Below are 12,329 nucleotides of genomic sequence, written 5' to 3'. Positions count from 1 at the left end.
AAGGAATGGAGAGTAAAGATCTATTACAGATCGTAGCAGCAGCATGTGAAGATAAACAGGGCAAAGACATTGTGGCTCTGGATATGAAGGACGTTTCCCTCATTGCTGATTATTTTCTGATATGTCATGGGAATAATGAACGTCAGGTTCAGTCCATAGCCCGTGCAATCAAGGATAAAGTAGAAGAAAGTGGATTGGATGTTAAAAAGCTTGAAGGCTATGAGCAGGCTCGTTGGGTTTTAGTCGATCTGGATGATGTTGTTTGTCATATTTTCCATAAAGAGGAGCGTAATTACTATAACTTGGAACGTTTATGGGGCGATGCACAGAGGGTACCTGAAGAAACTTTATTTGTGAAGAGTGAAGAGTAGCCGATGTCTTATCAAAAATTTGCGTACGTTTACGATGAATTAATGAGTGAGGCCCCTTATGATTTGTGGATTCAATTTATCATGAGTACACTTAAAAAATATCGACCTGAAGCTCTTTCCATTGTGGATATTGGGTGTGGTACAGGGGAGATCTCCGTTCGTCTGGACGCTCTGAATTATGAGGTGACAGGGATGGATTTATCTGAGGAGATGCTTTCGATAGCTCAAAATAAAAGTACCGACGTGACCTGGGTCCACCAGGATATCCGGTCGTTTGAAAGTCCTGTGCAATATGATGTGGCGATAAGTTTTTGCGATGTACTGAATTATATTACAGAAGAAGAAGAGATCCAAAAGAGTTTTATGCAGGTCTATAAGCAGCTTCAAAAGGATGGATTATTTGTATTTGATGTACATTCGGAATTTTACATGAATGAAGTTCTTGCTAATGAGACCTTTGCCGAGGTACGGGAAGAGGTATCCTATATCTGGTTTTGTGATGAAGGTGAATATCCTTCATCCGTAGAGCATGATTTAACGTTTTTTATCAGGGATGATCATAATTCTTACAGCAGATTTGATGAGTATCACGTTCAGCGGACTTTCCCTATTGAATTTTATAAATCAAAAGCAGAGGAAGCAGGATTTAAAGTGCTCGGTATTTATAGTGATTTTTCGACTGAAGAATTGGATGAACAGGGAGACCGGATCTTTTTTGTCTGCAGGAAGTAGAAAGAGAGGCCTTTTATGACAGCAGCAATTACATATCGAAACGCCAGGGCGGAGGATTTGCCAGCCATTATTGATATTTATAATTCAACCATACCTGGCAGAATGGCAACAGCGGATACGGAGCCTGTGACTGTTAGTGACAGTTTGCCCTGGTTTGAGGAGCACACCCCTGACCGCAGACCATTGTGGGTGGCTGAATATGAAGGACAATTATGCGGATGGATAAGCTTTCAATCTTTCTATGGAAGACCAGCATATGATGCTACCGCCGAGATAAGTATTTATATTCACCAGGCATTTCGCGGAAAAGGACTAGGAAAGGATATGCTGAAGAAAGTTATCCGTACATCTCCAGAACTTAATATTGATGTTTTGATTGCTTTTATATTTGCTCATAATCAACGGAGTTTACGATTGTTTTCCCATTTTGATTTTGAAAAATGGGGACACTTATCAGGTGTTGCAGAGATGGACGGAACAAAAAGAGACTTAATGATTCTTGGTCGAAATATATAAACACAAAGGCACTTAGCAGCTCTTTTGCTAAGTGCCTTTGTACTGATATGGGAGATGATTTGAAAAAATAAAAGGATTTCCTCAGGTTATGTCGAATTATGATTTAGTAACCTGTTGTTCAACTTCTTTTCGGTCATGAGAATACTTAGTATGGGTTGCCTCATAAATATGATGAAATAAGTCCCCGACTTCTTTTTCCAGCACTTTAAGACCTTCGCCGGTAACTCCACCTTTTACAGTTACTTTTTCCTGCAGACTTTTTAGTGAATAGTGACCTTCTTCAATCAACTTTCCAAACCCTACAATCATTTGTTCAGCAAAAATCATTCCCCGTTCTTTGTCTAAATGAGCGTAGTCATTTGCGGCCTGAATAAACGTCTGGATTAAATAGCTAAGGAATGCTGGGCCGCATGACACAATATCAGAAGAAACTCTCGTTATGGATTCATCTATTTCAACCGGAACTGAAAATAATTTACAGCTTTGAATAAGATAGGCCTTCATGGTCGGCTGAATATCTTCAGGAAAGGTCAGTAAAGTTGCTCCTTGTAAGGCTCTGTTCGTAATACTTGGAATAATTCTGGCAGTCTGACATGGAACGGTATTATTCAGTTCTTCAACTGAAATTGGACTGGTAATGGACACAATACATTGTTCAGGGCGTAAATATTTATGGATTTGCTCCAGTAAAGGAATCACTTGTAATGGCTTTACACAGATAAAAATAATATCCGACTGCTTAACAACTTTTTCTGCAGTGGTCGATACATGAATGGAAGGATACTGGTCTGCAATGTCAAAGGCTCTGGATAATGTTCGATTATGAATCCACAAATCATCCTGTTCAATTACCCCGCTTGTTAACCATGCGTCAATGAGCACACTTCCCATGTTTCCTGTTCCGATGACTCCCCATTTCATTCCGCACCCTCCTTTACAGCCTATTGTCTTTTCTATTTGTATGATTATAAATCTTTATTTATGAAAAGAGGTCATGAAAATAAAAATGAAAGTGAATAAGCAAATTTTATTTAAAATATGGTTAGGTAGTATCATCGTCACTTTTATGCTGATTTTGATTTTTACAAGTAACAATCAGGATGATATGAAAGTCGTGAAGGAAGATACGGGTGTGGCTGATTCTGACAGCAATCTGGTGGAAGAAAAAGATTTGAATGCAGAAGAGAAAAAGAAGAATTCTGCTATAGTCGTAGATATAAAAGGAGCGGTTAAGAACCCGGGTGTTTATGAGCTGACTGCTAATGCCAGAGTAGATGATGCCATAACGATGGCAGGAGGACTATCTGAAACAGCAGATCCATTATCGGTGAATTTAGCAGAAAAAGTTTATGATGAGATGGCGATTGTCGTCCTGGAGGCCAATCAATACAGAGAGGCTGAAGAAAAAAGCGACGGTAGCAGTAAAATCCGTATAAACGATGCATCTGCGGAGGAACTGATGGAGTTAAGGGGAATTGGTGAGGCCAAAGCACAGGCAATTATTCAATATCGGGAAGAAAATGGCCGATTCCGTAATACCGAAGAATTAGTTAATGTTTCAGGCATTGGTGAAAAAACGGTTGAAAATTTTAAAGATGAAATTCTCATTCCGTAATTGCACGAATGATACAGAATAGGTAAACTTGTAAAAGAACATTAATCGACAAAAGGTGGGATACAAATGGAACGAATAGCATGGGATCAATATTTCATGGCTCAAAGTCATCTGCTTGCTATGCGAAGTACCTGTGAGCGATTAGCTGTCGGGGCCACGATTGTAAGAGATAAACGAATTATTGCAGGCGGATACAATGGGAGTGTGACAGGCAGTGTCCATTGTATAGATGAAGGATGCTATGTTATTGATGGCCACTGTGTCCGAACGGTTCATGCTGAAGTTAATGCTTTGTTACAATGTGCGAAATTTGGTGTACCGACAGAAGGTGCTGAGCTCTATGTTACTCATTTCCCATGCCTTCAGTGCTCGAAGGCTATTATACAAGGCGGGATTAAACGACTATTTTATGCAACAGATTATCATAACCATCCTTATGCTATCGAGCTTTTTAAAGAAGCTGGAGTTGAAGTAAAAAAAGTAGAGCTTGAATACTTAAATATTGATACAAAAGCACAGGAAAAGGTGAAGTTTTTATCCAGGATGCTGGACAAACTGGAGGCCTCAGGTGCCGGTAAAGAAGAGATGAAGGAACTGCGTGAAGAGGCCCATCACCTATTTACCACCCTTAATTAAGAAACCAGGTGAAGTTATTGAAAGGAAAATGGCATTATCTTTTGTTGATAGCCTTGTTTTCAATTTGGAATGAGTACTTATTATTATGGCTGGGATTGTGGGTTTTTTTATTTATTTCGTACATTCTGTATAAGAATAGACCTGGATCCTGGCTGTTTTTCTTTTTCTCCTCTGTTCTTTTGATCTACTTCTCCCTCTTGCCTCCCTTTGAATCCTCATTATGGAAAGACCATTCACATGAGGAATCCACCCTCATTCAGGGAACGATCACATCCAATCCAAGCATAAAGGAAGGCTACATCTCCTTAACTCTTGAAGAAACGAATACGTCTGAAAAGCTGCTAATTAACATCTATAGTGAGCAATCGGAATCCCTCCAAAAGTCTTCTTACCAGCACGGGGCCAAGTGTACGGTAACAGGAAAAATGAAGGTACCTGAAGAAGCACGAAATCCAGGGGCATTTGACTATCGTTCCTACTTAAAAAGTATGGGGATTTATCTGCAAATGAATATTCAGCAAAAGGATATCCATTGTGTGGGAAAGGACTGGATGGCCTATCCATTACAAGTCAAAAATCATCTTTTACAGTTCTTAAAGGAGCAGTACACGGATGAGAGCTATCATTGGATACAGGCTTTGATTTTCGGTGATAAGGATTTTCTTTCCGAGGAGATCATACAGGAGTTTCAGCACTGGAATTTGTCCCACTTGTTAGCCATCTCCGGCCTTCATGCAGGATTAATCATACTTTTTATCTATACAATCCTTAATCGAGTGTGTAAACTTTCCATCGAAACGAGCAGATATATCATCATGATTTTTCTTCCTGTCTATGCTGTTTTTGCAAGTGGAAACCCGCCTGTATTAAGAGCGGTAATGATGGCTGAGTTATTGTTTATTTTCTCAATCCTGGGACGCAGATGGCCAGTCACGGATGTTGTGAGTATAACCGCTATTTTATTATTACTGCAGAATCCACTGCTTATCTATCAGTTAGGATTTCAATTTTCTTTTCTGGTTACCTTCAGTCTAATCATGTCCGGAAATATTCTCCGCAGACTTCCTTCATACCTCTGGACGATGATTTATATCAGCTTTATCAGCCAAATGGTCTTAATCCCACTTCAAATACTCAACTTTTATTACATCAGCCCCTTGTCCATTTTTGCCAATTTGTTTTTTGTTCCTTACTTTTCCGCCCTGGTCATCCCTGTGTCTTTAATCGCTGTTTTATTTTCATGGCTTCCACCTCCTTTTACAGATGTGATTGATTTTTATTTCTCCAGGTTCCATGAGCCAATGCTGGTTTGGCTTTTGAATGAAGTTAAAGAAATTCAGCTTTTATGGGTGATTGGAGAAATATCAGTGATTGCAATAATAGCTTACTTTGCCGGTTTGTTTCTGTTTATGAAGCTGCTTGAGGTCAATCAGAAAATGAAAGCACTTTTTACAGCCACGTTGCTTATTGTTCTATTGATCGTGGTTCAGCTTCAGCCTTATCTGGACAGTAAAGGGACGGTTACCATGCTGGATGTAGGGCAGGGAGATACAATTGTGATTGAACTGCCTTATCGAGAGGGGGTTGTCATGATTGATGCAGCAAAGGAAATGTCTTTGAATAAAAGCGATGAAAAGAATCCTGGCAATCCAACGGCAGAATATGCGATAAAGCCTTACTTATGGTCAAAAGGAATCACAACCATTGATCATCTTATTGTTACTCATTTTGATCAGGATCACTTTGGCAGTTACACTTATTTGCAAAAGCATTTCAATATTGACCAATTGTATACAAACCCTGATTTTGAAGAATTTTTGCCTGCTCAGCCATCGTTGAACCCACACATACTCACAAAAGGGATGAAATTAATGATTGATGATTATATTTTTCATGTTTTATCTCCGCATGATGAGGGTACTTCACCATTAGATCAAAACAACCGCTCCATCGTTTTATATACCAAATTAGGAGATCGGACCTGGCTGTTTACCGGCGATATCGGCTCGGAGACAGAAAGAGAAATCATTGCAGACTATCCTGAGTTACAGGTGGATATTCTGAAAGTTCCTCATCATGGCAGTAAATATTCTTCATCTCAGTTATTTCTGGAGGCATTAAGACCTGATTTTGCCCTGATTTCAGCAGGTGAACATAATTTATATGGTCATCCCGCTCCTGAAACCCTTGCCCGACTTCAGCAAAATCATACGAAAATTCTGCGCACAGACATTCACGGAGCGATTCAGTATCGGTTTCATAAAATGGGTAGCACATTCCGGACCATGAATCCATAAAATATAATAGAACAAAGGCGGAAGCGCCCGTTTAGCGACGTACGGACTGGACTGAGCCGGAGGAGATAACGGAAACACGACGAACAGCGTGAGTCGATGTTGACTTATCGGACGGAAGTGAAGGAAGTCTCGCTAGTCGCTGGGCGCTGGAGCCGGACGTGGCCTCTCATGATTTCTTAGCCATAAATGGTTTACTTAATGAGGCCATAAAAAAAGAGAGACTGTAAAAACAGTCTCTCTTCTTAACCGCCTATAACTTGAAAAACAACACCAATAAAGAAAATTATCATAAAGAATAAAAATGAAAAGGTGAATCCTTTGATTGAGTCAATCACATCGTGGTTTTTAGATTGAACATTTTTTTCAAACTCGTTCACGATTACCCCTCCTATATCATTTCCTAGTATAAGCAAAATGCTCTGAAAAATCTATATGATTTAAAAAAAGTTCACAAATGATTTTCCAATTCCTGCTTTGTCAACACTTAACACCTATAAAACCATACTTAAAAACACATTCTAATTATGTAAGCAAACATCGTCTGAATGTCAGTTTCCCGGGACTGTGATTCAGACGTTCATATAGATTTTGGGGGAAATGGCCACCACCGTTTCCCTCTTTATCATATCACAAAGCGAGAGCTCTTGAAAATTTTTTCTCATCTCGGATTATAGTCATATAAATAAAAATTCTTTATACTTAAAGGACAAGCATAATATGAGGTGAGAGAGATGTCTTATGTAGAAGCTGTAAAATCCCTGAAAGAGTCAAAATATATTCCTCTTTATTTATTATTTGGTAATGAATCCTATTTAATACAGGATTTACAACATAAAATTATCCAGTCTGTTTTAGATGAAGAGCCTGAACAAGGTATGAATTTTAATGCCTTTGATATGGAGGAAACCCCGATACAGGAAGCAATTCTTGATGCCGAAACCTTTCCCTTTTTCGGCGATCGAAAGGTATTGCTATTAAAAAACGCTTCATTCTTTAAGGCTAAACTGGATAAAATCAAGGTGGAACATGATTTGAGTGTCCTGGAAAAGTATCTGGACCATCCGGTGGATCACACGGTTATCATTATCATTGCCCCATATGAAAAAATTGATGAACGAAAAAAAATCGTAAAGAAACTGAAAAAAACCGGACGTGTGGTAAAATGTGAGTCCCCAAGAGAATATGATTTGAAAACCTGGATTGATATGCTAGCCAAAGATTTAGGTATACATATTGAACCTCAGGCAACACAAAAGCTCATAGAGGAAATTGGTACTGACTTAATGTCTGTTCAAAAGGAATTGGAGAAGTTTTCTCTTTATGTAGATGAGGGAGAGCCCATTACAATTGAAGTGGTCGAAAAATTAGTGTCACGGCACACGGAATCATCTGCCTTTAAGATGATTGATGCTTTAATGAAAAAAGATATTACGGAGGCTATTGCGGTTTTTAAAGATTTGTCGAAGCGAAATGAAGAGCCGATAGCCCTCGTGGCTTTGCTTGCTTCCCAAATACGCTTAATTCTGCAATGTAAACTGATGAAGAATAAAGGCTATACCAAACAGCAAATGGATAAACAGATTAAGGCACATCCATACGCAATAAAGATGGCCCTTGATCGGGAGCGATATTTTAGTGTGGAGCAGTTATACGAAATGATGTCACTGCTGACCAATACGGATGAACAAATGAAAAGAGGAGAAATGGAGAAAGAGCTGGCATTCGAATTGCTGTTGTATCGTTTTGTCGAGAAAAGATCAGCGAAATAAGGAGATAATAAAAAGGAGCATTTCCCTTAAGGGAATGCTCCTTTTTTTATGACCATGTCCAGCCCGGCCCCCGATTGCTGAACAAACGGGCGCTTGTGCTTTGGAGACGGTTACGCTCCAAGCTCATTAATTTTTTTCGCTAGGTTGGCTTTCTTACGGTCTCCATTGTTTTTATGGATAATGCCTTTTTGAACGGCTTTATCAATGTTACGTGTTGCTTCTTTTAATGCAGCCTTTGCATCCTCTGCATTTTTCTGGTTAACAAGCTGTTCAACACGTTTAATGGAAGAACGCATTTCTGTTTTAAATGCCTGATTATGGTTACGTGATTCTTCATTAATTCTTACACGTTTAATAGCGGATTTAATATTTGCCAATTGATTCACCTCCTGAAGAAATATACGTTATTTCAGTTACTTTGTGAAGTAAACCTATCATCCTTTACCTATGAAATTCTGATAGTTGAACAAAAGCCATTTTACCAAAGCGAAGACAAGTTTTCAATAGATCAGTAAAGAAATTATGCTTGTCACATCAGAGGTCATGAAGTCTATCGTATAAGAAAGATTTCAGTTGGAAATCATGAGTTAATGAATGGAGGGACGTTGGATGGAAAAGAATGAAAAATTATATAAAGTTCGTACAGACCTTGCCATTGAAGCACGGGAAATGGTCGTCGAGCAGGAGGATAAAGAACAGGAAACGGAAGAGATCAAAGGGGTAAAGGTTAAGGAACGGGAAGAAGGCGACATGAAAATTACTTATGTGGAAATAGATGAAGAAGGCTCTGAAGCCATCGGTAAAAAAGCGGGCTCGTATTTAACCCTGGAAACACAGAGTATACGTACACAGGATACCCAAATGCAGACAGATACAGCGAATATCGTGGCACGTGAGCTTGAAAGGTATTTAGCCAAGCGAAATATAGACGATAGCGCTTCCTGTTTAATTGTTGGTCTGGGAAATCGAAATGTCACACCAGACGCCCTTGGCCCTTATACGGTAGATGATCTTCTTATAACCAGACATCTTTTTAAACTCCAGCCTGAGTATGTAGCAGACGGGTATCGCCCTGTTTCAGCTCTGTCCCCTGGTGTTATGGGATTAACAGGAATTGAAACGAGCGACATTATTTTTGGAGTCATCAATAAAGTTAAACCTGATTTTGTTATTGCTATTGATGCACTGGCTTCAAGGTCAATTGAGCGCGTAAATGCAACCATTCAGATTTCGGATACAGGTATTCACCCTGGTTCCGGGGTAGGGAATAAGCGAAAGGATTTAAGTGAAGAAACATTGGGCATTCCTGTCATTTCTATTGGAATTCCTACCGTTGTTGATGCTGTAACGATTACGAGTGACACCATTGATTTTATTCTGAAGCATTTTGGCCGGGAGATGAATGAACAGGGAAAACCTTCTAAGGCATTAACCCCTGCAGGTTTGAATTTTGGAGAAAAGAAAAAATTCACAGATGAAGATTTACCTGATGAAGAAAAAAGACAAACCTTCATGGGAGTTGTTGGAGGCCTGTCAGTAGACGAAAAACGCCAGCTAATTAAGGAAGTTCTTTCCCCATTAGGACACAATCTAATGGTTACACCAAAAGAAATTGATGGTTTTATCGAAGACACCGCCCATTTATTAGCATCCGGAATTAATGGAGCCCTCCACGAAGCCGTCCAAAAAGAAAACAAAGAAAACTTTACAAGGTAAATAGAAAAGCGGAGGCGACTGTTCAGGTCATGCGGGATAAGACAAAGACATGAAGTGGCATGTTTTTGGCCACGGAATAGCTTTGGCTTATATCCGCCTTGACCTAGGAGCCGCAGCTGGACAAAGAAAAGCGGAGGCGACTGTTCAGGTCATGCGGGATAAGACGAAGACATGGAGTGGCATGTATTTGGCCACGGAATGGCTTTGGCTTATCCCCGTACCTACCTGAAACCAAAAACATCCCACAACTGTAACCGCAATTTCCTTAGCATGACCTGGTAAATGTCTTTTCTATATTTTCAGGTTCTAGCATTTATCTCACTTACATATAGTCTTAATAGAGTTCATAGAATAGTTTTTTCGGATGATGAAGGAAATGGGGAGCTGATAGAATGATTCGGTTTACGTTAATCTTCTTTTTCATGATTATTTTGTTTTTAACAGGTGTCATTGTTGGTTTTGATCAGGCTGGAACAGGAATGAATAAATTAAGTGGGAATGAAACGGAAAACTATGATGCTCTGGTTGTTAATAACAATGAAGAACCCTACGAAGTTGAAGTGATGGGACAATCACTGGATAAAAAATCAATAGAGGAAAAAAAAGAATCTTATCAGGAGATTCAAGGAGGATCATTAACGGGAAAAATAGCTTCTGCCATAGAAACTGGGGTAAAATGGTTTTATAACCTGCTCGTCACAGGTGCTTATCAGATATCTGATTTGATTTACCGATTGTAACGCAGGTGGAAAAAGAAAAATCCTCCCGTATATGATGTTTGATTGAATGATTTTCCTCCTATTGCTATAATCAACATAGCATTGTGGTTGCAAAAAACAGGAGTGAGGATTTTGACTAACGTAAACCAGAAGAACATACGAAACTTTTCGATCATTGCTCATATTGACCATGGAAAGTCTACTTTGGCTGATCGAATTTTGGAAAAAACAAAAGCTCTGTCTCAAAGAGAGATGAAGGAACAGTTTCTTGATGGTATGGATTTAGAACGTGAACGGGGAATTACCATCAAGCTGAATGCTGTTCAATTGCAATACACCTCAAAATCAGGTGAAGATTATGTGTTTCATTTAATTGATACCCCAGGGCATGTGGATTTTACATATGAAGTATCTCGTAGTTTGGCAGCCTGTGAGGGTGCAATTTTAGTTGTGGATGCCGCGCAGGGAATTGAGGCACAAACGCTTGCCAACGTTTATTTGGCGATGGATAATGATCTGGAAATCATTCCGGTTATTAATAAAATTGACCTGCCAAGTGCGGATACAGAGAGGGTTAAACAGGAAATAGAGGATGTAATAGGAATTGATGCTGATGATGCTGTTTTAGCGTCTGCCAAGTCAGGTATAGGAATTGATGAAATCCTGGATCGTATCGTTGAAGATATTCCTGCCCCTCAAGGCAATCCGGACGAACCACTTAAAGGACTTATTTTTGATTCCTTATATGACTCCTATCGAGGTGTAATTTGTTATATCACGGTAAAAGAAGGCAGTATCAAGGTTGGCGATAAAATTCAAATGATGGCCAATGGGAAAGAATTTGAAGTAAATGAACTTGGTGTATTCAATCCCAATCCTGTTCCAAAAGATGAGCTGTCCGTTGGGGATGTAGGTTTCTTAACGGCATCTATCAAAAATGTAGGAGATTCCAGAGTAGGGGATACCATTACACTGGCGAATAACCCGGCTAAGGAGCCTTTGCCGGGCTATAAGCGGCTGAACCCAATGGTTTACTGCGGATTATTCCCGGTTGATTCGAATGCCTATAATGATTTGAGGGAAGCATTAGAGCGCCTGGAATTAAACGATTCATCCCTTCAGTATGAGCCTGAGACTTCACAGGCACTTGGGTTTGGCTTCCGCTGTGGATTTCTGGGGCTTTTACACATGGAAATCATTCAGGAAAGAATTGAACGGGAATTTAATATTGATTTAATCACGACTGCTCCAAGTGTTATCTATGAAGTAGAGGTAGAGAATGAAGAAGTAAAAACCATTGAGAATCCTTCTTTAATGCCTGATTCTCAAATAATTTCTGAAATTCGTGAGCCCTTTGTAAATGCTACAATCATGGTGCCGAACGATTTTGTCGGACCGGTGATGGAGATTTGTCAGGGTAAACGTGGTGAATTTATGGATATGCAATACTTAGATGAAAATCGTGTAAATATTGTTTATGATATCCCGCTGTCGGAAATTGTTTATGACTTTTTTGATCAGCTTAAATCACAAACGAAGGGTTATGCATCCTTTGATTATGAATTAAAAGGATATAAACCATCCAATCTTGTAAAAATGGATATTCTTCTAAATGGAGAACAAATTGATGCATTATCCTTCATTGTCCATCGGGATTTCGCTTATGAACGGGGAAAAAGTATTGTGGAAAAGCTGAAAAACATTATACCAAGACAGCAATTTGAAGTTCCTGTTCAGGCGGCGATTGGAAATAGCATTGTTGCACGTTCGACCATTAAAGCAATGCGGAAAAATGTGCTTTCCAAATGTTATGGTGGTGATATCTCCAGAAAGAGAAAGCTGCTTGAGAAGCAAAAAGAAGGTAAAAAACGCATGAAGATGGTGGGGAAAGTAGAAATTCCGCAAGAAGCATTTATGTCAGTCCTCAAAATGGATGATGATGATTAATGATAAGCGAA

The 12,329-nt window shown here is 39.3% G+C and carries 13 protein-coding genes; 10 read left to right on the top strand and 3 right to left on the bottom strand.

Annotated elements, in window-relative coordinates:
* Window positions 1–5: 5 nt before the first annotated feature.
* The 3 genes from rsfS to ACZ5OK_RS11615 are packed head-to-tail and all read left to right on the top strand — an operon-like array spanning window position 6 to window position 1,619.
* Window positions 6–371, top strand: a complete 366-nt coding sequence (rsfS, locus tag ACZ5OK_RS11625) for a ribosome silencing factor (protein WP_343837159.1) — start codon at window positions 6–8, stop codon at window positions 369–371.
* Between the two features lie 3 nt (window positions 372–374).
* Entirely contained in the window at window positions 375–1,103 is a 729-nt protein-coding gene (locus ACZ5OK_RS11620) for a class I SAM-dependent DNA methyltransferase (RefSeq protein WP_343837157.1), read from the top strand.
* A 15-nt stretch (window positions 1,104–1,118) separates the two neighbouring features.
* Complete coding sequence (locus ACZ5OK_RS11615) at window positions 1,119–1,619, top strand: GNAT family N-acetyltransferase (RefSeq protein ID WP_343837155.1); 501 nt, start codon at window positions 1,119–1,121, stop codon at window positions 1,617–1,619.
* Between the two features lie 96 nt (window positions 1,620–1,715).
* Here ACZ5OK_RS11615 and comER read toward each other — a convergent pair whose 3' ends face one another.
* Window positions 1,716–2,540, bottom strand: a complete 825-nt coding sequence (gene comER / locus ACZ5OK_RS11610) for a late competence protein ComER (RefSeq protein ID WP_343837153.1) — start codon at window positions 2,538–2,540, stop codon at window positions 1,716–1,718.
* A 73-nt stretch (window positions 2,541–2,613) separates the two neighbouring features.
* Here comER and ACZ5OK_RS11605 point away from each other — a divergent pair, with 73 nt between their 5' ends.
* From ACZ5OK_RS11605 to ACZ5OK_RS11595, 3 genes are all read left to right on the top strand, one after another.
* Window positions 2,614–3,234 (top strand): helix-hairpin-helix domain-containing protein, encoded by a 621-nt coding sequence (locus ACZ5OK_RS11605; protein ID WP_464758187.1) that lies wholly within the window; start codon window positions 2,614–2,616, stop codon window positions 3,232–3,234.
* A 66-nt stretch (window positions 3,235–3,300) separates the two neighbouring features.
* A complete protein-coding gene (locus ACZ5OK_RS11600) occupies window positions 3,301–3,870 on the top strand; it encodes a ComE operon protein 2 (protein ID WP_343837149.1) in 570 nt (189 codons plus the stop codon).
* A 53-nt stretch (window positions 3,871–3,923) separates the two neighbouring features.
* Window positions 3,924–6,167: a DNA internalization-related competence protein ComEC/Rec2 gene (locus ACZ5OK_RS11595; protein WP_343837147.1), complete on the top strand. Its 2,244-nt coding sequence runs from the start codon at window positions 3,924–3,926 to the stop codon at window positions 6,165–6,167.
* A gap of 242 nt (window positions 6,168–6,409) precedes the next feature.
* On the opposite strand, the gene ACZ5OK_RS11590 is transcribed toward ACZ5OK_RS11595, so the two are convergent.
* Complete coding sequence (locus ACZ5OK_RS11590; RefSeq protein WP_044158225.1) at window positions 6,410–6,544, bottom strand: YqzM family protein; 135 nt, start codon at window positions 6,542–6,544, stop codon at window positions 6,410–6,412.
* A 354-nt stretch (window positions 6,545–6,898) separates the two neighbouring features.
* On the opposite strand from ACZ5OK_RS11590, the gene holA reads away from it, so the two are divergent.
* Entirely contained in the window at window positions 6,899–7,936 is a 1,038-nt protein-coding gene (gene holA, locus ACZ5OK_RS11585; RefSeq protein ID WP_343837144.1) for a DNA polymerase III subunit delta, read from the top strand.
* Between the two features lie 110 nt (window positions 7,937–8,046).
* On the opposite strand, the gene rpsT is transcribed toward holA, so the two are convergent.
* Entirely contained in the window at window positions 8,047–8,313 is a 267-nt protein-coding gene (gene rpsT / locus ACZ5OK_RS11580) for a 30S ribosomal protein S20 (protein ID WP_343837141.1), read from the bottom strand.
* Window positions 8,314–8,545: 232 nt separating this feature from the next.
* Here rpsT and gpr point away from each other — a divergent pair, with 232 nt between their 5' ends.
* From gpr to lepA, 3 genes are all read left to right on the top strand, one after another.
* Complete coding sequence (gene gpr, locus ACZ5OK_RS11575; protein WP_343837139.1) at window positions 8,546–9,652, top strand: GPR endopeptidase; 1,107 nt, start codon at window positions 8,546–8,548, stop codon at window positions 9,650–9,652.
* Window positions 9,653–10,044: 392 nt separating this feature from the next.
* Window positions 10,045–10,392 carry a DUF3679 domain-containing protein gene (locus ACZ5OK_RS11570; protein WP_343837136.1) on the top strand — a complete coding sequence of 116 codons (348 nt, stop codon included), beginning with the start codon at window positions 10,045–10,047 and terminating at the stop codon, window positions 10,390–10,392.
* 111 nt (window positions 10,393–10,503) lie between these two features.
* A complete protein-coding gene (gene lepA / locus ACZ5OK_RS11565) occupies window positions 10,504–12,318 on the top strand; it encodes a translation elongation factor 4 (RefSeq protein WP_343837135.1) in 1,815 nt (604 codons plus the stop codon).
* The last annotated feature ends 11 nt before the right edge of the window (window positions 12,319–12,329 follow it).

This window comes from Salinibacillus aidingensis (assembly GCF_055393355.1).
This window is presented reverse-complemented; position numbering and strand designations above follow the sequence as displayed.